21 protein-coding genes are annotated in these 22,412 nt (G+C 64.1%); 3 read left to right on the top strand and 18 right to left on the bottom strand.

All coding sequences use genetic code 11. The features are described 5' to 3' along the window. Positions 1 to 224: 224 nt before the first annotated feature. The 11 genes from ACO6D6_RS11005 to ACO6D6_RS10955 form a co-directional block, all read right to left on the bottom strand. Complete coding sequence (locus ACO6D6_RS11005) at positions 225 to 2,423, bottom strand: PKD domain-containing protein (protein ID WP_484785296.1); 2,199 nt, start codon at positions 2,421 to 2,423, stop codon at positions 225 to 227. Between the two features lie 400 nt (positions 2,424 to 2,823). Continuing rightward, complete coding sequence (locus tag ACO6D6_RS11000; protein ID WP_484785295.1) at positions 2,824 to 3,513, bottom strand: 4'-phosphopantetheinyl transferase family protein; 690 nt, start codon at positions 3,511 to 3,513, stop codon at positions 2,824 to 2,826. Next, a complete protein-coding gene (locus tag ACO6D6_RS10995) occupies positions 3,510 to 4,727 on the bottom strand; it encodes a beta-ketoacyl-[acyl-carrier-protein] synthase family protein (protein WP_484785294.1) in 1,218 nt (405 codons plus the stop codon). Before ACO6D6_RS10995 ends, ACO6D6_RS11000 begins: the two co-directional genes overlap by 4 nt. Positions 4,728 to 4,739: 12 nt before the next feature. Continuing rightward, positions 4,740 to 4,976 carry an acyl carrier protein gene (locus tag ACO6D6_RS10990; RefSeq protein WP_484785293.1) on the bottom strand — a complete coding sequence of 79 codons (237 nt, stop codon included), beginning with the start codon at positions 4,974 to 4,976 and terminating at the stop codon, positions 4,740 to 4,742. Positions 4,977 to 5,122: 146 nt separating this feature from the next. Further along, positions 5,123 to 5,884 carry an ABC transporter ATP-binding protein gene (locus ACO6D6_RS10985; protein WP_484785292.1) on the bottom strand — a complete coding sequence of 254 codons (762 nt, stop codon included), beginning with the start codon at positions 5,882 to 5,884 and terminating at the stop codon, positions 5,123 to 5,125. Between the two features lie 11 nt (positions 5,885 to 5,895). Continuing rightward, positions 5,896 to 8,289 carry an ABC transporter permease gene (locus tag ACO6D6_RS10980; protein ID WP_484785291.1) on the bottom strand — a complete coding sequence of 798 codons (2,394 nt, stop codon included), beginning with the start codon at positions 8,287 to 8,289 and terminating at the stop codon, positions 5,896 to 5,898. After that, complete coding sequence (locus ACO6D6_RS10975) at positions 8,286 to 8,774, bottom strand: DUF6790 family protein (protein ID WP_484785290.1); 489 nt, start codon at positions 8,772 to 8,774, stop codon at positions 8,286 to 8,288. The genes ACO6D6_RS10980 and ACO6D6_RS10975 overlap by 4 nt, the downstream gene beginning before the upstream one ends. Position 8,775: 1 nt before the next feature. Then, on the bottom strand, positions 8,776 to 10,152 hold the full coding sequence (locus ACO6D6_RS10970; protein ID WP_484785289.1) for an MFS transporter: 1,377 nt from the start codon (positions 10,150 to 10,152) through the stop codon (positions 8,776 to 8,778). A 28-nt stretch (positions 10,153 to 10,180) separates the two neighbouring features. After that, on the bottom strand, positions 10,181 to 10,909 hold the full coding sequence (locus ACO6D6_RS10965; RefSeq protein ID WP_484785288.1) for a thioesterase II family protein: 729 nt from the start codon (positions 10,907 to 10,909) through the stop codon (positions 10,181 to 10,183). Further along, positions 10,909 to 11,694: a condensation domain-containing protein gene (locus ACO6D6_RS10960; RefSeq protein ID WP_484785287.1), complete on the bottom strand. Its 786-nt coding sequence runs from the start codon at positions 11,692 to 11,694 to the stop codon at positions 10,909 to 10,911. Before ACO6D6_RS10960 ends, ACO6D6_RS10965 begins: the two co-directional genes overlap by 1 nt. 693 nt (positions 11,695 to 12,387) lie before the next feature. Further along, positions 12,388 to 13,515 (bottom strand): sensor histidine kinase, encoded by a 1,128-nt coding sequence (locus tag ACO6D6_RS10955; RefSeq protein ID WP_484785286.1) that lies wholly within the window; start codon positions 13,513 to 13,515, stop codon positions 12,388 to 12,390. 400 nt (positions 13,516 to 13,915) lie between these two features. Here ACO6D6_RS10955 and ACO6D6_RS10950 point away from each other — a divergent pair, with 400 nt between their 5' ends. Continuing rightward, positions 13,916 to 14,566, top strand: a complete 651-nt coding sequence (locus ACO6D6_RS10950; protein WP_014847318.1) for a response regulator — start codon at positions 13,916 to 13,918, stop codon at positions 14,564 to 14,566. Positions 14,567 to 14,600: 34 nt separating this feature from the next. Here the strand turns inward: ACO6D6_RS10950 and ACO6D6_RS10945 are convergent, their stop codons facing one another. Next, positions 14,601 to 15,389 carry a carbon-nitrogen hydrolase family protein gene (locus ACO6D6_RS10945; RefSeq protein ID WP_484785285.1) on the bottom strand — a complete coding sequence of 263 codons (789 nt, stop codon included), beginning with the start codon at positions 15,387 to 15,389 and terminating at the stop codon, positions 14,601 to 14,603. Positions 15,390 to 15,486: 97 nt separating this feature from the next. Here ACO6D6_RS10945 and ACO6D6_RS10940 point away from each other — a divergent pair, with 97 nt between their 5' ends. Both ACO6D6_RS10940 and ACO6D6_RS10935 read left to right on the top strand, forming a co-directional pair. Further along, positions 15,487 to 17,166 carry a bifunctional metallophosphatase/5'-nucleotidase gene (locus ACO6D6_RS10940; RefSeq protein WP_484785284.1) on the top strand — a complete coding sequence of 560 codons (1,680 nt, stop codon included), beginning with the start codon at positions 15,487 to 15,489 and terminating at the stop codon, positions 17,164 to 17,166. Next, positions 17,163 to 18,425 carry a hypothetical protein gene (locus ACO6D6_RS10935; RefSeq protein WP_484785283.1) on the top strand — a complete coding sequence of 421 codons (1,263 nt, stop codon included), beginning with the start codon at positions 17,163 to 17,165 and terminating at the stop codon, positions 18,423 to 18,425. The genes ACO6D6_RS10940 and ACO6D6_RS10935 overlap by 4 nt, the downstream gene beginning before the upstream one ends. On the opposite strand, the gene ACO6D6_RS10930 is transcribed toward ACO6D6_RS10935, so the two are convergent. The 6 genes from ACO6D6_RS10930 to ACO6D6_RS10905 form a co-directional block, all read right to left on the bottom strand. Beyond that, a complete protein-coding gene (locus ACO6D6_RS10930) occupies positions 18,420 to 19,028 on the bottom strand; it encodes a hypothetical protein (RefSeq protein ID WP_484785282.1) in 609 nt (202 codons plus the stop codon). The genes ACO6D6_RS10935 and ACO6D6_RS10930 overlap by 6 nt on opposite strands. Then, a complete protein-coding gene (locus ACO6D6_RS10925; RefSeq protein ID WP_484785281.1) occupies positions 19,025 to 19,696 on the bottom strand; it encodes a hypothetical protein in 672 nt (223 codons plus the stop codon). The genes ACO6D6_RS10930 and ACO6D6_RS10925 overlap by 4 nt, the downstream gene beginning before the upstream one ends. After that, a complete protein-coding gene (locus ACO6D6_RS10920) occupies positions 19,693 to 20,367 on the bottom strand; it encodes a hypothetical protein (protein WP_484785280.1) in 675 nt (224 codons plus the stop codon). The genes ACO6D6_RS10925 and ACO6D6_RS10920 overlap by 4 nt, the downstream gene beginning before the upstream one ends. Before the next feature lie 64 nt (positions 20,368 to 20,431). Further along, a complete protein-coding gene (locus ACO6D6_RS10915; protein WP_484785279.1) occupies positions 20,432 to 21,130 on the bottom strand; it encodes a hypothetical protein in 699 nt (232 codons plus the stop codon). Next, a complete protein-coding gene (locus ACO6D6_RS10910; protein ID WP_484785278.1) occupies positions 21,127 to 22,005 on the bottom strand; it encodes an ATP-binding cassette domain-containing protein in 879 nt (292 codons plus the stop codon). Before ACO6D6_RS10910 ends, ACO6D6_RS10915 begins: the two co-directional genes overlap by 4 nt. Next, positions 22,002 to 22,361, bottom strand: a complete 360-nt coding sequence (locus ACO6D6_RS10905; RefSeq protein WP_014847309.1) for a GntR family transcriptional regulator — start codon at positions 22,359 to 22,361, stop codon at positions 22,002 to 22,004. The genes ACO6D6_RS10910 and ACO6D6_RS10905 overlap by 4 nt, the downstream gene beginning before the upstream one ends. Positions 22,362 to 22,412: the final 51 nt, after the last annotated feature.

The raw sequence follows: 22,412 nt of genomic DNA, 5'->3' as shown, positions 1-22,412 counted from the left end.
GCCGCCGGGGAACCGATTGACCACGCTCCGGGACCCGACATGTCCTCCGGTGGGAGAGCGGGCGCCGGGTCGTCATTCCGCCCCTCCCGGGGTGTCCTGGCCGGGAACGGCATCGAGCGATGGTTTCCCGGACGGCCAGCTGACCGGCATCGGAAAGGCTAGCACGGGAACCAGAACAGCCGTGGCCCGGTGAGGAACCGGGCCACGGTGTCAGGTTTCAACCCTCAGGAGCCGGTCCTGGGCGGATCGGGATGCAGCCGGGGTGTGGGCCTCGCCGGTGCGGGTGATTCCCGCGTGGGATCGGGAGAACCGGGTGGTGCTGTTTCCTCCGCTCCCTGCGGGGCGGAGACGTTCCACGTGTCGGGATCCTGACAGGCGTCCCCGATGCCGTTGTGGTCGATGTCCTCCTGCTGAGGGTTGGACACCGCAGGGCAGTTGTCGAACTCGTCCGGAACGGTGTCACCGTCCCTGGTGATGTCCAGCCTCGCCGACGCGGTGGACTGGTGACCGTTGCCGTCGGTCACCCGGACTTTCACGAAACCGTTGTCCACCGGCTCCGGATAGGTGTGGGTCGTTGATCCGGCGGTGGTCGTCTCGTCGTAGTTTCCGTCCCCGTCGAAGTCCCACTCGTAACGGGTCACCTGACCGCCGAACGCATGGCTGCCCCGGGCTTCCAGTTCCACATCTTCACCGGTCATTGCCGTGTACGGTCCCTGGAGCGTGGCGACGGGGGTGTCCAGCAGGGTGTCGAGTGCCGCTGCTGTTGTGTTCCCCAGTTCGGCGGCGTCCTTCACGGTGAGGGTACTGGTCTCGGCTGCCCGGTTCCCCGGCTCCTGCTGTGACGCAGCCGGGTCGGTGCCGATGGTCAGCACCCGGGCGGTGGGGCCGGCGTCGACCACGGGAACGAGGCTCTTCGCCCGGGAATCATCCGCGGAGCCCTCGCTGCCGAACACGAGGGTGGTGTGGCGGACCCCGGAGCGCCATTCCAGCGGCCCGGTCGGTTCCGTCGCGGCTCGGCCGGGATCCAGTTTCGTGACCGCATCCAGGAAGGCCGTGGTGTCCGCGGTGAAGGGTTGAACCACCTGCTGTCCACCGGTGGCGTTCGTGGTCACGAGCGCGAACCGGGCGGAACGGGTCCGGGTGGCGACCTTGTCGGTGGCGGTCGCAATGGCCGCCCTGACCTGGTCGATCTGGGTGGTCAGGGGGTTGTCGGCGTCGATGACGAAGGCCGTGTCCATGTCCCCTCGGCCCTCGCCGATCTCCTGAGCGGCGGAGCTGCCGGAGGAGGTCTGTGCCAGTTTGGACATTTCACGTTGCCCGATGAGGTTCGGGTGGTACCAGTCAGAGAAGGTCGAAGAGAACGGCCCCTCGACCTTGCCGTTGGAGGTGTAGTCCCCCTGGGTTTCCAGGAATTCGTTGATCCAGCGGTAGTCGTTCCTCGCGAACACGCGGGGATCGGGTTCGTGGCCGGCGAATGCCGCAGGGGTGTCCTCGACGAATTCCACGCGGCCGGGAAAAGCGGCCTGGAGTTCGCCGATGACCCGTTTCTGTTCCGCCACCGCGGACTTCCCGAGTTCCCTGATGCCGCGGGAGGCGTCGAACCGGACGCCGTCGTTGTTCAACACGTAGGCGCGGTCCGTCGAGAGAAGCGGGTAGCTCAGCAGAACCACCTTTGAGGTCGTGCTTCCGGTCATTCGGCTGGTGAGCAATCGAGATATCGCCTCCTTGAGGCGGTTCACCGTGTCAGGGAGCCCGTTCTTGGCGGAGGTGATGTCGTTGCGGCACCTAACGGCGTGCGCACCATCCTGGATGAGCGGGATCCTGGGTCCGAAGCAATCGGCCACCAGATGGGAGAACCCGAGGTCGTTCCCACCCATGGTCAGCAGCACGAGATCGGTCTGCGGCCCCACGAAGTCCGCCTGCGCGCGGATGGTTATCTGGCACTCGTAGGTGTAGTTCTTCGCCCAGGGCCACCGGCTGTTGCTCTTCTTGAGGTGGTAGTCGACCGATAGGAAATCGTCGCCGACGGCCCGGGTGGAGCAGGCATCGGAGGAGTCGAGCTTGGCCTTGGCCTCCTCCAAGGAGCTGGCCCTCACCCCTCTGGGGGACTGCTTGGGAAGGGTACGGGACGAGAACATGTCTCCCACGGTTCCTCCCGAGCAGGCCCGGTTCTGATAGCTGGCGGCGATGCCCTGCGAGTTCGCCCAGGACGCGAAGAGGGCACCCCAGTTCCGGCCGCTGCGCCGGCAGTCGGCGGGGCCGTGATAATTCCCGGCGCCGTTCCCGGAGGAATAAGAATCACCCAGCTGAACGATCGAGAGGCTCCGGGGTTTCCGATCCTCCGAGTGGGCGGGTGCTGAGCCGGAGAGCAGCAATAAGAATGCGGCTCCCAGAACCAGCCATGGTTTGGCGTGTTTTTTCACGACACCCCTTTCAATGAATCATGAAATTTGTTGTTCCGGAGGATTCGGGTGACCCGCCGGGGCTTAATGAATTTTCAGCTCGTGGTGTATGAGTCGCGTGGTGCAGGGCAAACGGGGTGACGAGCTCGTCGTGGGGACACCTCCTCCGCGAAGTGACTGCGATACAATTCGCCGCTGCATTGCGCCAGCAAGACAAGGATGCGTCAGGAACAGGTCGGAAAGAGTTCCGGAGAAGCGGAACGCAGTGTGTTTCATGGCCGGTGATGGAAGAATCCCCAGGGCGGGGCCGGTATTGCCTGAGTCCCGGCCGTGAGGTTTGTCCGCAGTCGCCTTCAAGTGCGGTTTGACCAAGGGTTTTACTGCTCGGAGAGCAGCCGGTGAATAAGTCTCCATGATGGCCTCACATCAGGGTGGGGGTCAGCTGGCGGAGAGGGTGCCATGGCCCCTCGAGCCACGTGGCAGGGGGCCGTGGGGTGAGGAAACGCACCCGCAGCCGGTCCCGGAGCGCATCCGCGGTGAGACCTTGGGCACTCAAACTGACCTGGAAATCCATTGCCTCGCACGTGAAGGTGAGGATGTCCTTCGCCGTTGTGGTGTCGACCTGCCGCAGCGGCGTTGTCAGTCCCAGACCGGTGCGCTTTACCGTCGCCTCTTTCCGGGTCCACAGCGCGCTGAGATCATTCTTGCGCTGCAGATACCCTCTGAGACGACGTTCCCCCGGGGCCGCCATGTGGTGAAACAGACCCTGTTCGAACGGGACGGGACCTGATATGTCAACTCCCACCGGCATCGGGGCCAGCACGCAGGCGCACAGAGCTGAGTCGTGGGACCAGCTGAAGTGCAAACCGGAATCCTCGCTGAAACCCGGTTTTCCGAACCTGCCCACCGTTATCACCGGCAAGGGACGGTGGTTGCGCTCCGCCCACAGTTTTTGAAGTTGTGCGAACACCACGACACTAGTGTAGCGATCCACCCTTCTGTCGTAGTTGTCGCTTCGTTCCTGTCGCTCATGTGGCAGCAGGGATTTCAAGGCCCTGAACGAGCGCGCGTCAAGTGCATCGGCGTTGGTGATGACGAGATCGATTGTCATGTTGCCTTATCCAGGATCAGGCACGCATTGTGCCCTCCGAAACCCAAGGACAGGGAAACAGCGCGTGCGAGCTTGGTTTTTCTGGAGGATTTCAACACCACATCGATGTCGATGTGTGGATCCAGCTCTGATGTGCCAACCGTGGGCGGTACCTCGTCGCGCAGCAGGGCGAGGATGGATGCGATCATTTCCAGGGCGCCTGCCGCGCCCAAGAGGTGACCGGTCATCGATTTCGTCGAGGTCACGGGGGATTGAGAACCGAACGCTCGGGCGATGGCCCGGGACTCCAGGCGGTCGTTCTTGACGGTTCCCGTGCCATGAGCATTGATGTGCACGGTCCCTGATGCGGGACCGGCTTCTGCCAGGGCGTCGTCGATGGCCCGGTCCACGGCCACGCCGTCGTCGGAGGGGGCCGTGATGTGGAACGCATCCGTGGTGTTGCCGTACCCCGTGATCCGTGCGAGGATCCTGGCGCCGCGGGCCCTGGCGTGATCTTCCCGTTCCAGTACCACGGCTGCTCCCCCCTCGCCCATGACGAATCCCGCCCGGGCCCTGTCGAAGGGGAGGCTCGCACGATCGGGGTCGCCGACCGGGGTGAGCGCCCGCAGGTTCTGGAATCCCGCCATGGCCAGCCGGGTTCTCAGCATCTCCGCGCCGCCACACACCATGGCATCGGCGTAGCCGTGGCGGATGGCTCGTGTGCCTTCACCGATACTCATGGCACTCGATGCACATGCCGACACGTGAGCGAGGGACGGGCCGTGCGCCCCCAGCTCGATGGCGGCCATCCCGGCCAGGATGTTGGCTGTCCATTTGGGGATCAGCATGGGGGAGACCCTGTGCGGTCCTGTTCGTTGCAGGGTGTCGTACTCGTTCACGACGGTGGTGACACCTCCCAGGCCCGAGGTGAGGTAGACGCCGAGCCGGAACGGATCGACCTCTCCGAGCACGCCTGCCTGGGCGACGGCTTCTCGAACAGCTGCCAGACCGAAAGTGGTGTAGGGATCCTGCCGGCGAAGCTCCAGGGCAGAGAAGTGATTTTCCGGCTCGAACCCCGCCACGGGAGCGTAGACCTGAACGCTCAGGCCTTCTCTTTGTTCCTCGGGGAGGGGAACAATGCCGTGGTGTCCTTGGAACAGGTTTGTCTCGAACTCGTCAGTGGTGGCACCGAGGGGGCTCACCACACCCATGCCGGTGATGACCACGTCATGCATGATGAGAGCTCCTCAGAGACCGGTCACGGGCCGTGCAGCCTCTTCGACGCAATCGAAGAGATCCTGCACGGTCGTGACGCTGTCGGTGAACTGAATGGTCTGCCCCAGCTCATCCTCCAGTTTCATGGAGAACTCGAAGACCCCGATCGAGTCGAGTCCCACGGCGTTCAGGTCATCGTCGAGGGTGAGCGTCTCCGGGGTGCGGGTGGTGAATTCGGCCAGGGCGGTGATGAAGTCAATCTCGGTCATGATGGTTTCTCCTTGTGTCGTGAGGTGTGGGTGTGATGAGAGCGTCCTCATGGCGGCGTTGTGGATGTTGAGGGCACAACCAGCCATGGGGTCAGGAGGCGAGATGCTCCTGATCTGTGGCTCGGGGTGTTCTGGGCGCGCTGGGCCTAGAAGCCGAGATCTCGCAGCCAGGTCAGGAGGTCGTCCTCGCGTTGCGTGGCGTGTTCAGGATGCCAGCGGTCCATGGAACGCGAGTCCACGAGCCGCCCGTCCCTCAGGTACACCACTCGGTCCGCGCGGGCCGCGCAAGCCGGGTCGTGGGTGACCATGACAATGGTCCGCCCCTCGGCGTGAACGCCGGACAGGGCATCCATGACCTCCGCCGTCATGGAGCTGTTCAGCGCCCCGGTGGGTTCATCGGCGAACACGATTGCCGGTTCACCGGACAGCGCCCGGCAGATGGAGGCGCGCTGGAGCTGCCCACCGGAGACCTCCGTGATTCCGTGCTGTTTGACGTGCCCGATACCGAACCGGTCGAGCAACGCATCCACCCGGGAGGCCACCTCTTCGGCTCTCTTCGGGTCGGCCTTGAGCGCGGGGAGCAGCACGTTGTCACGGATGGTGAGGTTGGACAGGAAATACGCCTGCTGGAACACGAATCCCATGCGGGTCAGGCGAACCCGGCTCATCTCCTTGTCGCCGAGGCCGGTCAGGTCCCGTCCCTCGAGGCGCACCGTTCCACTGGTGGGACGGTCCATGCCGCTGATGCTGTAGAGCAGGGTTGATTTACCGGACCCGGAGGCCCCCATGATGACCAGGAATTCCCCCTCGGTCACCTGGAGATCAACCCCGTGGAGCACCTGGGTCGGCGGGTCGGTGGTGGTGTAGGTCTTGGTGATTCCAGTGCAGTCGAGTGTGATGGTTGGCATGAGCGTCTCTCTTACTTGTTGAGCCATTCGCTGGATTCGCCGCGGCGCAACCCGGCGGTGAGTGGCACGGAGGCGAGGAAGCCAACCGTGATGAGGAGCAAGGGGTAACCGAGGTAGACCAGAAGCGGATTGGGGATGAAACTCAGACTGGTCAGGCCGATGCCGGTCAGCGAGATCAGTCCACTGATCATTCCCTCCCCGAGAGTGGCCGCGAACACGGTGCCGATGACGGTGCCGACCGCCACGGTGAGCACCGTTTTGAACCTGACCTGGCTGATGAGTTCGTTTCTGGAGAACCCGAGCGCGGACAGGACACCCATTCGGCGGCGTTCCCGGGTGAGTCGCAGTTTCAGGAACAACCCGGTGATCAGGGCTGCTACGGCCAAGCCGAAGAAGAGCGACAGCAGAGCGGCGCTGCGGAATGCGTCGGTCACGTATGACAGGGTCTGCTTCACGTATTCCTGCATCGGGATGATGCTCGCGTGTTTGTGTTGGGAGTCGTACTCCGCCGCGATCGCCGTGGGATCAGCACCACCGGTCGTCTCGGCGTAGATGACGTAGCTGGCGGCCCCCTCCGTGACGGAACCCTGCATCTTGGCGGTGTGGCCGCCGCTGGTGACGTCCTGGTAGGTGCCCGATACCGTGACGGTGCTCGTTCTTCCGTCGAGCCTGATGGCCATGGTGTCACCGGCCTTGACGTTGTATTTCTTCGCGTTCAGCGCCGACAGCGCGATCTGACCGTTTTCCGGGCGGCCGCCGGTGAGGAACTCCACGGTGTTGCCCGAGTAGTCACCGACCTCCACGCGCAGCGTCTCCCAGCCTTCTTTCCCTTGGGTCTCGTACAGGACATTCGCGTAGGTCCGGATGTTGGTGAGGCGTTGATCGCTCTCCAACTCCCTCACGAGCTGGCTGCGAGTGGAGTCGACCTCCTTCGAGAACTGCACATCGGCGCGGATGTCGGATTCGGGAGCGCCCATGTAGGTGACGAACCGTGGGCTGGAGAAGGTGCTGAGCAGGTTCATGGGAAGGATCAGCAGCAGCGATGTCAGGAAGAACACCAATGGGATGAGGAGCCACTGCCCCATTTCGGCGCGCAGATCCGCCAAGGACAGACGCCGGTTGATGCTGCCGTGTCCTGCACTCAGACTGGTGCGACGTGCCCTGCGAGCCAACTTCGCGGCTTTCCTCGCGGTCTGCCGGTCGTTCAGGGTGCTGCCGTGCACCAGGGCATTCACCACCTCAATGCGACGGATCCCGCGCAGGATGCCGCGGCAGATGCCGACGACCAGGAAGTACACCAGCGCTAGGGCGATCACGGGTGTCAGCACGGTGGCCGGGCCGTGAGGCGAAGCGGAGTAGTTCTTGACGATGCTGGCCGTCAGTAGATTCGTGGCGAAGACGGCGAGCAGCCCGCCGATGATGCACGCCAGGAGCGCCATGATGCTGTACTTGCCGAGGTAGAGTCCCGTGACTGCCCGCGCGGGAAGCCCGATGGCGCGCATGACACCGATCTCACGGACCTCGTCCTCCATGGTGCCCCGGATGACGAAACGCAGGTTGATCAGAGCGATCACCACCAGCAGGAGACTGGCGAAGACCAGCGCCACCGCGACCAGCCCGTCGCTGAAAGCGTTGATCAACCTGATCATGTCGAACGTAACGGCCTGGCCGTTGCGTGGCAGGGAACCATTCGACTCGTAAGCGGTCTGCAGGGCACCGGCCTGGGATGCGTCGGTGAGCCGGTACTCGGCGATGATCTCGCTGCTCCCACCGCCCGCGGAACCGAGGGCGGCGAAGTCGTCGGGGGAGATGACGAACCGGGTCGCGGAGGACAGGGAGGAGGCCATCTGGGAGTCGCGGACGAAACCCGAGATGGTGAAGTCACGGGACCCTGTGTCCGTCTGGACCGAAAGGGTGTCGCCGACCCGGAGATCGAACTTGTCCTGGTAGGCCACGGGGACGTAGATCTTTCCGTTGCCCGGTTCCACGATGGTCCCCGAGCCGTCCAGCAGGTGATCGAATTCCTTGTTCTGCGTGATGAACAGATTGTCGATGAGGCTCGCGGACAGGCTGCCGGATTCGCCCGTCGAAGGGCGGGACCATGTCAGGGATGAGGAGTCGTAACCCAGCATGTCCTCGATGAACCACGCCTCGACTCCGGGGTGCGCGGCCGCGAAGTCGTCGAGGGCCTTGGCGTCGTAGTCCCCGGTGTGCATCTGCAGGAAATGAGGAGGCCTGGCCTCGTCGAAGAGCTGGTTGATGCCGCCGACGAGACGTTCCATCACCATGCAGCCGGTCGCCATGAGGAAGGCGCTGAGGATCAGGATGACCATCAGGGCCGTGTTGACACCCCAGTTGCGGGTCAGGTCGTTCCGGGAGTACCGGAGGTACAAACGGTCTTTCATGCCGGGCTCCAGACGCCGGGGATCAGTAGGGACATCCACGTCAGGACGACGTGATAGATCACGTCGAGCACTATGTTGCCAATTTCTATCCAGTCCGTGGTGCCGTTTTCACGATGTTTCCGAACAACTTCCTGGGTGTGGGTCCACAGGCCGCTGGCTCCGTAGATGTAGAGGGTGATGAGTGCAGCGGCCCAGAAGTTTCCCTGGAACCAGACGGTGAGGACGCCGATGACCCCGAGACCGAGCTGCTGGAAGCCGTACTTGATCTGGTAGGGGCTGGTGGCCCAGCCAAGCTTCTCCGCCGTCCGTCTGGGTGTGATGACATTGATGAAGAATCCGATGACGGCCAGGACCCCGTGGGTCACGGCGAACTGGTGCAGCAGCAGCGTGTGCATGATGGTGGGGATGTCTGATGGGAAGCCGGCCAGGGCCAGTTGCACCAGGCCGGTGATGACTCCGAGCCCGATGAACAAGAGGATCCACATGTCACGCGTCTTTCTTCTCGAGGGGTGGCAGGTTGTTCTGGAGGGCGCGAACGCTGCGAGTGCGGGGAATCGCAACCGCCATGCCGATCAGGAGGACCCCGACGATCATGAACATGAACCCGATGCCACGCGAGGTACCGACTCCGATGAGGCCACCCAGGGAGGCCGCCAGCGCGCCGCCCTCACGGAGCAAGGGGTTGAAAACGCTGTCGGCGAGGACACCGGAGACCGCGTAGGCCACGACGTAACCGAGTTGGGAGATCAGCCCCATGAGACCCCAGACCTTGCCCTGGGTCTCGTTGGGTATGGAGGACCTGGCGATGACCTCGACGCTCGTGTTGAGCGGAGGGAGGGTCATGAAGAAGGCGAAGGCCAGCACGCCGATGGCCAGGATGCTGGTGGTGGTTCCCAGGAAGAAGATGAGAACACCACCCGCTGCCAGGAAACACGTGATGTAGGTGAGGTGGGCCCCCTTCATGTTGAACACGCCGATGATCAGGCTCGCAACGATCATGCCCACGGCAGCGACGGAGCGGACCACACCGAGCGTGGGCTCGTCCGTGAGATCGAGCAGCATCGGGGTGAGCAGGGTCTGCAGGAAGCCCATGCAGAAAGTGACCACTGTGATCAGAGCCATCAACACGGTGATGCCCGAATGCTGACGCAGGAACCTGACTCCTTGCCGGAAGTCATCCCAGAAACCGGTTGTCGTTCGGCGGGGTGGGGTTTTGACGGTCCGCCACACCAGCAGCATGCACACCACCGTCAGAACCATGGTGGCGATGTCGATCATGAGCACCGTCGTGATTCCGGAGGAGGCCATCAGCAATCCGGCGATGGCGGGGGAGATCAGGTACTGGGATGCGGAGGCCAACTGGACCAGTCCTCCGGCCCGGGCGTACTGCTCGGGGGTGAGCAGGTCGGTGACGGTGGCCCGATAGGCGGGATCCATGACGGAACTGAACACGGAACTCAGCGTCACACAGGCGCAGATGACGGGGACGCTCGCGAAATCGGTGTGGAATGCAACGATCATGGCGAGCAGACCGATTGCGGAGAAAGTGTCGCCGAGGATCATCAGGAGACGGCGGTCATACCGGTCGGCAAGTACACCCCCGAAAGGGGCCAACAGCAGCGACGGCAGGAAAGCGGCCAGTGTGACGAGTGACACGGCGGTGCTCAGGCCCGACTGCTGATAGACGTAGACCCCGAGCCCGAAGGCCGTGAGCCCGTTTCCGACCCTGGCCACCAGCTGGGCTGCCCAGATCACCATGAAACTGCGGAAATTGCGGCGGGAACGGGCGTCGGTGGATGGACGGGGGGAAGGGGTGCCTGACAGGGTGTCAGCATCCTCGGGTAGGTGGTTGACGACGCTCATGGGCGTTCCTTTCGGTGTGTCAGCAAGGTCAGAGCCCGTTGAGGATCTGGTTCAACGCCTCGGTGGTGTGGAGGACGAACATGTGTTCCTCCTGCTCCAGCACATGGGTTTTCAAGGGAGAAGCGAAGTACTTCTGCCAGGCCGCGGGGGTGCCCTCCGGGATTTGAGGGTCACGTCCCCCGAGAACGAGGCGAGCACGTACCGGTAGGTTTCCGGTGGGGGTTGCTCTCATTTCCTCGAGAACTTTGTAATCGGCTCGGAAAGCAGGCACGAACAGATCCATCAAGGACTTGTCCTTGAGCACTTCATCGGGAATGGCTCCGAAGGATGCGAGATGGAGCACGAGATCGGTGTCGACCAGGTCGGCCTTGCCCGCCATTGGAAGGTGATGTGGGGAGCAGGAACCCGACAGCACCAGATCCGACGGCATGCGGTCAGCGAATGCCGGAAGACGGTGCATGCAGGCCAGGAGGTGGTAGGCGACCACGCTGCCCATGCTGTGACCGCAGAACACCGCATCCGGTTTCAGGATGTCGCGCAGCGCGTCCAGGTAGTGGGTTCGCAGACTGGCCAGATCGGTCAGCGGCGGCACCGGGCTGGGTCCGTGCCCCGGTGGGTTCGCGGTCCAGATGTCCCAGTCGCCGTCCAGATCGGAGATGAGACGGTTGTAGGAGGCTCCGAAACTGCCAAGAAACGGGAACATGATGAGTTGACGCCCGGTCTCGGAGTGACGCAGGTTCCAGAAGGTGCTGTCCATCACAGTGCTCCCTTGGTGGCGAGGTTCCGTGCCGCTGGTGTGTAGCCGGTTGCTGTTTCGGAACTCCTGTTGCCCCTGCCCGGGAGGATGACCCCCTCGCGGACGGCTTCGGCGGCGTCGCGGGGCACGGTCAGGCGGAACTCCCGGGCCGCGTCCTCGTGTGGGGAGGCGAGCAACCAGTGATCGAGTTGCGAGATCCGGTGGCGGGGTAGGTTTTCGGACCAGAAACTCTCGCGCCGAGCCAGTGTCTCGGGCGATGGCCGGCTGAGCTGACCGTTCTGATAGGTGAACAGTCCCTGATCGGTGCGTGATGCGGTGATCTCCCGGGTTCCCCGGGCCAAGTCGATGATGCGGTCGGTGAGGATGCTCACCGACTGTCCGTCGGCGATGAGGTGGTGGCACACGACCAGCAGACGGTCTCCGTCGGGCAGACGAGCTGCCACCACTCGGAACAGGGGGGCGGTGTTCAGCTGGAAAGGCGTGTGCCGGGCCGTGTGGAAGATCTTGTCCAAGTTCTCCTCAGCACCTGCCAGGTCGTGGTGACGCACAGGTGCCTCGACCGATTCGGCGATCGTGTACACGGGCCCGGACTCGTTTCTGGCGACTGACGCGCGCAATGCCGGTTGTTCCGCCATGACTGCGCTGACCGCCTGGGTCAGACGTGAGCGGGAAAGATGCTCTGTGTACAGCTCAATCGCGATGTGATAGTCAGCGGACTGTCGAAGCTGGCTGTCGAAATACATGCCTTGCTGGGCAGGGGACATGGGAAGGGTGGGCTCGGTCATGGGAGAAAAGCTCCTAAAACGGCGTCTGCGACATTCAATGACTAAATCGCTGGGTGTGTTTGATCGAGAGGCGAGGCGTGGCGTCGTGGTCAGACCTCGGAAGCCATCAAACATTTGTAATTGTGATTGATTTTTCAGGTGCATCAATCATGGATGATGCGTTGCTCGACAACTTCTCGAATCTGCGGAGGCTTCCGTCGCCGGATATGCGGTCAGGAGAGATGTTCCTGTCCGATCGGGTTCTGAGTGGTAGGTTTTCTCTTTGCCCGTCGCGAAGTTGATCCGGCAGAAGAGCAAGCACCATTCAGGCTTGCACAAGACTCGCTCGAGGTGTGTCGAGTTGTCTTCCGGATTCATTTGGATGTGTATTTCTTGACCATGAGATTACGGAGCTGTCCGGACGGCGTCAAAGCAAATACTCCGAAAGTTGACGGCCTCGCGGGCGGCGGTGAGGGGCGTGTGCGATGGGGGGCGGGGTGCCTCGGGGTGACGAAGGGCGGCCCGGTGGTTGGTGGCGTGCAATCCCGTGGTGGAGCAGGGGTGCGAAGCGGGGGCGGTCGGGGTGGCTTCCCGGGGTGGACGATCGTGCCCGGTTCAACTCGGCAAGGGGGGAGCAATTGAAATTGTGATCATTTCCCGGCTCGGGTTTCTATGCCGAGGGCCCCGCCGAGCGGCGTTTCCCGCGTGCTCGACCTATCCGTCGGTTCTGACGGTCAGCGGTACCCTGACCTCGGCATGCCACTGATGTCCCTTGGGGGCGAAGGAATGCGTGCCGTTCAGCAGATCGACCCTTTCCTTGACGCCGAGCAGCCCATGGCCTCCGTTGCTCTTCGCTGGAGCTGCGGTGCCGATGTTGTTGATCACCCGCAGCATGACGCAACCGTTGTCTTCGCGGGCTTCGATGGTGCACGTTCCGGGGGCTCCGTGCCACACGACGTTGGCGACAAGCTCTCCCAAAATCTTGGACATGCCGTATTCGAGGTCGGGGGAGAGCTTGCCGTCAGGGATGTTGAAATGAGTTTCTGTATTGAATCCGTTGTCCTGAAGGGCGCTCAATGCCTGGGTCAACTGTGTGTCGAGGGAGTGAGTCGACTGGCGTCCGAAAGAACTGAAGTCCTGATCTACGTTTCGAAGAGCCACCATTGCTGCGCGGAGCTCAGTGGTGGCGCGGCGCGACAACTCGAGTGTGTCGAGTAGGTCGGGGATCAGTTCCCCGGGAAGCCGCGGGTCCTCCGCGAGGTCCTCGAGGTTCATCACCACCAAGGTCTGGGTTTGGGCGACGCTGTCATGGAGCTCGCTCGCGACGAGGAGACGGGTTGATCGCAGTGCTTCTTCGCTCTCCCGATGGGTCTTCTCTTCGGCCCGGCGTCGCTGATTCGATATTGCGCCGGTCGTGGCGCTGAACAGAGTGATGCCGGTAAACAGAATGAGGTTTGCCAAGACGTCATTCCACGAATCGTGAACCTCCCATGCGACCACCATGATAATGGGGCATGCCACAGCTATTGTCCAGCGTCCGGGTCGGTGATGTTTGAACCAGTTATATGCGAATAATCCTGCACATAGTCCCATGCCAACTCCGGTTATGTCGAGAAGGATCCAGGCACCGAAGTAGCATAATGCCAAAGTCAAGGCCGCCCAAGGCTGCCAAGGGAGCAGGAAAGAGGCCGCGAGCATCACCAAGGCGACAGTTAGCGAAGGTGCTGCCGCTGTTCCCCTTGAAACTCCCAGAGTCATTACGAACAGCGCCGCACCAACCACGGGTTCGACGGGAATCCGCTTGATGGAGTTGAAAGTCGATGAAGCAAGTCGCTGCCGCATTTGCAAATGATACACCCTTGGTGTAGAGACGTGCTACCTTCCGCGCAAGCCCGGGATGAAGGAACAGATGGAGAATCCGGAGGTGTTGGTGCTGGATGTGGTGGCAGCGCTGGCCTCGGTCGGCAGAGCGAGTAGGGGCGTTGAGAGAGCGAACATGGCTGCGAGGGTGATTGTGATCTTGTGCTTCATGGTATGCTCCACTTTGAACAGGGGTAAAGATTAAATTTCAGTAAGCAGTCCCCGAAACGGGGAATGGAAGGTCCCTTTTCACTATTGACCCGGTGTGGACTGTTTTTGTTGATCCCAATCAAACCCGACCCGTCGCATCAAGGCACGCGTACGTCAACTTTGGGAGATCGACGCGGCAGACGGTCCGGGTCGAACGACTAGATTGCGTGACATGAACGAAGCCGAGATCCGTGTTCTGATCGCTGAGGACCACGACCAGGTGCGCGCCCGCATCCAACGCATAGTGGACGCCATGCCCGGGATCGTCGTGGTCGGGGCGGCCGCGAACGGGCTGACGGCAGTTTCCACTGCCAAGCGCCTCGACCCCGATGTGATCCTGATGGACATCAGCATGCCGGTGCTCGACGGCATCCATGCCACCCGACAGATCGTCGACCTGGGACTCCGAGCCCGTGTCATCGCGCTCACTTCGTTGGAGGACGACTACACCTTCCACGATGCGCTGCGTGCAGGGGTTGCCGGTTTCCTGCTCAAAACCAGCTCCCGTGGCGAGATCATGCACGCCATCCAGCAGGTTCACCTCGGTGAGTCAATGCTCTCACCCAGCCTCATCACCCGGGTCCTGACCAATTATGAGCGAGGACATCGTCCGTCGAAGGCCATCAGCGAACTGCCCGAGAAGGACCAGGAACTGCTCCGTCTGATCGCGCAGGGCCTGAGCAATCTCGAAATTGCGGAGGAACTCTCGCTCTCGCCCGCGACGGTGAAGAGCTACGTCTCCAGGCTGTTGACCAAACTGGGTGCCCGCGACCGCGCCCAGCTCGTGATCCTGGCCTACCAGAACGGGCTCGTGGAGAACTGATGAAACCCGGGACGGAGTCCCTCTGGGAGCAACGTCACAGCGACCGGAGCCGGTTCTCGTCGAGCACCGGAAGTGTCTCACGAGTAACGGCGACCCGCTCCGGATCGACATCGACGAAGGCCAGATCGGGTTCCGCGCCCAGCTCCAGCAGGACCCGCCCGGTGGGATCCACCGCCATCGAGTGGCCGATGCCCATCGGGCCGCTGGGGGTCTCCGCATCGCCTTGGAGCGCCTGATCCACCGCGACCACGAAGGAGACGGAATCCATCGCCCTGGCCGTCGTCAGAGTTCGCCACTGGTGCAGCTTCCCCGGGCCGGGCGCCCAGGATGCGCACACCACCATGACCGTTGCTCCTCCCAGCGCCAGGTCGATGAAATGGGTGGGAAACCTCACGTCGTAACAGATGGCCAGCCCCAGCCCGTGCCCGGCGACCTCGATCGACGTCGACCGAAGCCCCGGTGCGACGGTTTCTGACTCGCGTTGACCGAGAGCGTCGAAAAGATGGATCTTGTCGTAGCGACCCTCGGATTCGCCCGTCGCCAGGAGCGTGTTGTGCACCCGGGCGCCGGGCGCCTTGGTGAACATGCCCGCAATGATGGTGATCCCGAGGTCACCGGCCAGGCGTCGCACGGCCGAGGCCCAGGGCCCGTCGAAGGCCTCGGCGACCTGGGCGGGTGCCCGGAGGAAGGAACACATGGTGGCCTCCGGGAACACCACCACGTCGGCCCCACCGCGGGCGGCGCGGCTGGCCGCGTCGGTGACCAACGCCAGGTTTTCCCGGGGATCGATGGTGGAACGGAGCTGTGCCAGGGCGAAACGCATGTCTCCACTGTGACTGTGCGATATCCGTTGCACGACCCCGGGGTCTTCATCCGACGGAGGCGATAGGCTCGCTGCGACCCTGAATGAAGGAGCCCAGATGTCGCGACTCACGTTGCTGGCCACCACGGACGTCCACGGCGCCGCCCTGAACTGGGACTACTACCGCGACCAGTCCTGGACCGGTGAAGCGGAGGCCGGGCTGGCCCAGCTGTCCACCGTCGTGGAACGCATCAGGGCCGAACGTGGGGCGGAGAGCGTGGCGTTGGTGGACAACGGCGACACCATCCAGGGAAACCCCCTGTGTACCTTCTTCGCCCGGCACGAGCCCGGGACCGAAAACCTGGTCCACCCGCTCGCGGCGGCGTTCAACGTCATGGGCTACGACGCGGCCAACATCGGAAACCACGAGTTCAACTACGGCCTCGATTTCCTCTACTCCTTCGAGCAGCAGCTCGACCCGCTGCTGCTCGGAGCCAACGTCGTCGATCCCGGCTCGGGGCTGCCGGTGTTCCCGGCCTTCGTGCCCGTGACCCGCCGCCTCGACGGGCGGGAGATCCGGATCGGGGTGCTCGGCCTGACCACACCGGGAGCGATGATCTGGGACCGCCAGCAGCTCGCCGGGAAGGTGGATGTCACCGACATGGTCGCCGCCGCATCCTGCTGGGTGCCGAGGCTGCGTGAGGATTTTCTGTCCGACGTGGTCGTCGTCCTGTGCCACGCGGGGATCGGGCAGACCACCTACGCCACGAATGCCGACGCGCCCGCCGAGAACCCGGCAAAGGAGATCGCGGAGCAGGTTCCCGGAATCGACGTCATGGTGATCGGACACACGCACCGCGACGAACCGGAGCAGTGGGTGAAATGCGAGGCCACGGGCCGTCCGGTCCTGCTCACCCAGCCGAGGGCCCACGCCGCAGGGCTGACGGAGACCGTCATCGAGGCCGAGCACGACGGCGGCTCCTGGCGCATCGAGGTGCTCGGCGCCACCCCCCACCGCGCCCGAGGGGAGGTGCCCGACCCGCGGGTGCTTGACGCCGTCGCCGAGGCCCATGCGGCCACCCGCACCCACGTGAACCGGCAGGTCGCGGTCTCCCCGCGGGAACTCAGCACCGCCGATTCCCGGTGGCGCGCCACCGGTGCCATCGACTTCATCCAGCGCGTCCAGGCCGCCACCGTCGCCGAGGCGCTGGCAGGCGGGGAGCACGCGGCCCTTCCCGTGATCAGCCTCACCGCCCCCACGTCACGGACCGCCGTCATCCCGGAGGGGCCGGTCAGCATCCGCGATCTGGCGGGCGTCTACGTCTTCGACAACACCTTGGCGGCGGTGCTGCTGACCGGGGCCGAGCTCCGCGCCCACCTGGAACACGCCGCCCGCTACTACGCCGACCTGCCCCGCGGCCGGCGTTTCGACCCCACCACCATGACCAGCGTCGAACGCGACGGCCAAACGATCTGGGATTACCAGTACGACATCGCCTGGGGCGTCGACTACGAGATCAACCTGAATGAACCGGTCGGGAGGCGCATCGAGGAGCTGCGCCACCCGGACGGCCGTCCGGTTGCCGCCGCCGACCGGTTCGCCGTCGCCCTGAACCACTACCGGCTCAGCGGGGCCGGCGACTACCGGCAGGTCGCGAACGCTCCGGTTCTCTACAACGACATGCTCGACATTCGTCAGCTCCTGATCGACTGGGCCCTGACCCGTGGCATCGACGTCCCCGAGGAGGAGAACTGGCGTCTCGTATTCGAGGATCCACTCGATAGTGTGAACCCGTGAACGACTGGTTCGCATCCTGGGGACGCCTCCTGGCCGACACCGGCCGGGTCCTGCGCGACCACTGGCCGCAGCTCGTCGGCCTGTGTCTGATCGGGATCATCGGGCGCATGGGGTTTTTGTGGCTGGCGGTGTGGGCTTCGGGGATCAACGGGACCCTCGGCGCGCTGATCCTTCCCCTGGCGCCGCTCAGCACCCTCATCACGCTGATCCTCATGCTGCGGGTGGCCTCGGAAACCCTGCCTGCCTTCAGCCACACCTACCGGGGCAACACCTTCCGGGAACGCTGGCGCCACCACCTGCTGGTTGCCACGGAGGTCCTGCTGCCCTTCCTGGCGGCCTACGCCGCCCAGGGCCTGGTGGCCCAGGATTCGCGTCTCTACATTCACGACATCACCTACGACGAGAGCGGCAATTTTCTGTATCTCAACTCTGATAGGTACAGCTACGGGGAGGGCTGGTACCTGGCGGCCATGGTCATCGGGGCGATCCTGATCCGCAAGACCATTGCCCTGACGGAGGCATTCCGCCGCTCCGTCGTGATCGCCCTGATCGCCATCTACCTCGAGGCGTTCTGGATGGTCACCCTGACCAACGTCTTCATGTGGCAGGTCAAGGAGATCGGGTGGTGGCTCCGGGACCGGGCCGTCGTCGACGCCGTCATTGCTCAGCTGGAGGGATTCATGTCGTGGCTGGGGCCGGTCAGGGAGTTTCTCCTGCCCGGCTGGGAGTGGCTGGTGAAAACCTGCACGGGTCTCGGTCCCCTGGTCGTGCTGCCGTTGGCCTGGCTCGCCATCGGGGCCTCCAGCTATCAGACGGATCTCGTCACACGCACCGACCGTTCGTCAGCGTCGCGGCGCCTGGGGAAGAGTTTCGAGCGGGTCCCGGGATTCTGGCGCAGGGTGTTGGAGGAGACCGGGGAACCCGTTCTGGTTCCCCTGCGAGCCCTCCGGGGGGCCCTGTCGCGGGTGCTAATCGCGGGACCCGCCCCCGTCGTGATGTTCTGCCTGTCCTTCGTGGCGGTCGACCAGGTGCAGGTCGGGGTCGCGTGGCTGCTCCGGGAAGCGGTCGGCCCGCGTCCCTACGGGTTTGACCTGGCTCTGCGACCATACCTGGACTCGGCCTCGCAGCTCGTCTACTCCGTGCTGGCCATGGCCCTGCTCGCGGCCTCCGTGAACCTGGTGGCCGGGGGCAGGCGAATTGCGACCTCCCGGCTGGTTCCTCCGGGGACTCGGGGAGCCGTTCCCCGGAGGAGTCTATAGCGGGATGTACAGGTAATCCGGGGAGTGCCAGGACAGGCGCAACCCCTGCGGGGTGACGCCCGTGGGTAGGGCGAAGGCCAGGCTGATGGGCCAGGTCCTCGGACGGGGAGGGGTGGTCTCGACGAGTGTGATGCCGTCCCAGTCGAACGAGGGACCGGGGGTGTCGGGCGGGGTGCAGCTTCGGAAAGCCGAGGGGGAAAACCCTTTTTCGGTGGCGGTGGTCTTGCCACCTTCAATTCCGTAACGAACCCCGTCCGCTTCCAGCTCCACCGTGCATGCGATCAGAACCTGGTCCGGTTCCGCCTCGAACTCCAGATCAACCCGCCAGAGCTGCGCTCCGGCGTCGGCGCGAATGTCCTCGTGCTGATCGACGGCCTGCACATCCTTCACACGCACGGCCACCTCCAGGCTGAAGGTGGTGCCTGATTCGGTGTATCGCTGGTGCAGTGCTCCTTGCCTGGGCTGTGTCTCGACGCGGTTCAGGGTGGTCCGGGGCAGGTACTGGTTGAGCAGGCGCTGCGAGCATGCGAGCGTCGCACAGATCAGGAGGGGGATCAGCGCGATCACCCAGCCGGTGTTGCGCTTCCACCAGGCCGATCTCATGCCTTCCCCTTGGTGCGCGGTGCCGTGATGGTTATGCGTTGCGTCGTCGCCCCCAGTTGTTCCGCTCCGGCCTCGTCGATCTCCAGATCGATCGCCGCCACGTCGTCCGGGCCTTCGGATCGTGGTTGGTTCGTGGACAGGTGGAGTTGCGCGTTCGGCAGGGCGTCCTTCGACACCTCCAGGGCAAATTCGCACCCCAGGATCAGTCCCGGCTGAGCCGGTCCGCAGGGGCTGGAGAGACTGCGTTCATGGTTGAAGATGCGGTCCCTGCCATCCTTCAGCTCAACTCCTCTCAGGAATCGTTGTTCCCCCTTCGGGGTGAAATCCAGGGTAACGACGAGCCAGACCCCGGACGTGGTGGCGACGGATCCCGGGGATTTCACCTCGGCGGCGGAACGCACATCGGTGATCGTGACCGTGCCGGTTCTGAATTCCACTTTCTGCCCCACTTTCCCGGGGCGCAGGAAGGGGGCGGCGGCAACGGTGTCGCGGTCCGGCAGCTGGGTGGTGAGCCACGAACCGAGCAGCAGCGCCGCGGTCAGCGACAACACGGTGAGCCAACGGGGGAGCCGTTGCCGGGAAACCTTGCCCGGGCCCGGTCCCGTGAGCAGCCCGGGTGGGATTTCGTGGCCCGGAGGTGCGGTCCGGCCTTGCCTGGGAAAGGTCATTGTTGTTTCAACTCCTCCACTGTGAGGGTGGCGGAGAATTTCTTCTCCGGATCGAACCAACCCTTCTCCCCGGTCAACGAGCTTGTGCGGTAGGAGTTCTCGGACAATGTCACGGTGAGTTCCTCCGGCAGGGGTTCGGAGTCGTGCTGTTGCCAGGCCGCGACGATTTTCTGGGTGAGGTCGGGTTGGAAGGAAGCCGGGGGCAGACCGTCCGGCAGCCGGCGCAGCACCGGGTCGGTGGCGGACGAGGCGAATTCGGAGGCGAGGCCGTCGGCCTGGAGGGACAGCGACTTGCTCAGGAGAGCCGAGTAGACGTACTGCTGTGTGGTGTTCGTCGCCTCCATGGTGATGAGCAGCCAGCGCTTTCCCGGCTTGGGCAGGAAGGTTGGTTTGGCCTCCACGGCCTGGAACGCCTTCAGGAATTTCACGTCGAAGGGATCGGCGTGCACCGTTTCTCCGGCGGCCACGACCGGGAGTGTCTTGTCGCGTTCGGCCAGGATCGTGTCCCAGCCACCGAACAGGCTGATGAGTCCAGCGATGATCAATCCCGCGACGAGGGTCACACCCAGACAGGAGACGAATCCCGAACCCTTGCCCTTGATACGGGGGGTGGGCAGCGGTTCACCGGAAACCGGATTCCGTCCGGGCGGTGGGACCTGCTGCGTCGTCATGCACAAGGATTCTACGGTCCCGCCCGCCGGCTGGGTCCGGGACGGTCCAGCCGGCGGGGTCCGGTCAGCTGCCGCGGACGCTCGCCCTGCGGAAGAACGCGGCGGTCCCGGTCAGCGCCAGAACGGTTACCAGGGCCAGGGAACCCGCCAGCCAGCCGGCATTGAAGTGTGCGGCGAACCGGGCCCAGTCCCAGCAGAGGCTGATGAGCCAGAGCGTGGTCATGAAAATGGCCATGGTGGTTGCCGCGTGGAGCAGCAGGCCGAGCGTCCCCCGCCAGAGCCAGGCGGCGGCCACCGACGCCCCCATGGCCATTGTCGCCAACAGCGACAGCGGGGTGAGCCACCAGAAGGTGAACCAACTCCCGTGATCCAACAGGCCTGCTCCGAAGATGGGCTGATTGATGAACCATCCCCCGGTGGCCCCCTCCAGCACCAGCATGCCGGCCAGGAGCAGGGTGTTGTAGACGACCGCCTGGAGGTGGTGGAGCAGATTTCCCAGGACGATGTCACGCCGGGTGATACCTAGGGCTGTTGCCAGGGGGAAACAGGTGGCCAGGGCGGTGATGGCGGATGCCAGCAGGGAGACGGCGATGGCTGTGCTGCCGCCTCCCGCCGCGATGTGGAGTTCCTGGCCAGTGGTCAGCAGAAGGGACCGGAAAACCAGTATGAAGGCCACCGTGCCGAAGGCGATGATGGGGCTTAGGTACCAGCAGGTCATGCGTCGCGACAGGATGATGCGCGCCATGGCGAGTGAGCGTTTCATGCCGCCACCCCCGTGCCGTCGAGCCCGTAGGCGGCCACCAGGGTGTGGAGATCCGTCGCCTCCACGGTGAGGCCGGCGGCCTTCGCCTGTGCGGCGAGGCCGGGGTTGTTCTCGACGATGACCGTGCTCATCGCCCCCACCTGGGTGCTGCGCAGGACGGAGCGTCCCGGCAGCAGCGCATCCACGCGTTCCCGGGAACCGGTCAGGGTCAGGGCCCTGGAGCGGAAGTCATCGATGTTTCCGGTGGTCCGCACCCGGCCTGCGTGCAGGAGAACGATGTCCTCGAACAGGTTCTCCATCTCGTCGATGAGGTGCGTGGAGATGAGGATGGTGCGGGGGTGTTCGGTGTAGTCGGCGAGCAGGAGGTCGTAGAACAGGGTGCGGGCCGTGGCGTCCATGCCGAGGTAGGGTTCGTCGAAGATCGTGATGGGCGCGCGGGAGGCAGTTGCGATCAGGACGGCGACGGCTGAGAGTTGGCCGCGCGACAGTTTCTTGAGCGTCCGTTTGCGGGGGATGCCGAACTCCCCGGCGATCCGATGTGCCAGGCCGATGTCCCAGCTCCCGTAGAGGACGGGGCCGAGCCGCAGGATGTGTTCCAGCCGGTACTCGTCGGGGTAGTGCTGGGTGTCGCGGATGAAACAGGTCCGGGCCAGGACGGAGGCGTTCTCGCGCGGGTTGCGCCCGAACACCCGGATGGTTCCGGAGGTGGGGCGTTCCTGCGCGGTGACCAGCGACAGGGTAACGGTCTTGCCTGCGCCGTTGCGTCCGAGCAGACCGGTGATGACATCCTGGCGGAATTCCAGGTTCAGGTCGTCGACGGCGGTGACGGTGCCGAAGCGTTTCGTCACGCCGTCGAGGGTTATGGCGGCGGTCATGGGTTGACCTCTTTCTGGATGAGGGCGATCAGTTCCCGTCCGCTGATGCCGAGGGTTGCCGCCTCGGCGATCAGCGGGCGGACGTACCGGTCAACCAGGGCTTGGCGCCGCTCCTCGATCAGGTGGAGCCTGGCGCCGTCGGCGACGAACATTCCGATCCCGCGGCGTTTGATCAGGACGCCCCGCTCTACCAGCAACGCGATTGCGCGGTTCGCGGTTGCCGGGTTGATGCGGTGGAACACGGCGAGTTCGTTGATCGACGGTGCCTTCGCGCCGTCGGGGTAGGTGCCCGCGACGATCTCGGCACACAGCTGGTCGGCCAGCTGCATGAAGATGGGGGTGGAATCGTCGAACACATACCCTCCTGGTTAGTTAGTACACCAACTAACCTACTAGGTGCCCCCGTC

This window comes from Arachnia sp. (assembly GCF_057238465.1).
This window is presented reverse-complemented; position numbering and strand designations above follow the sequence as displayed.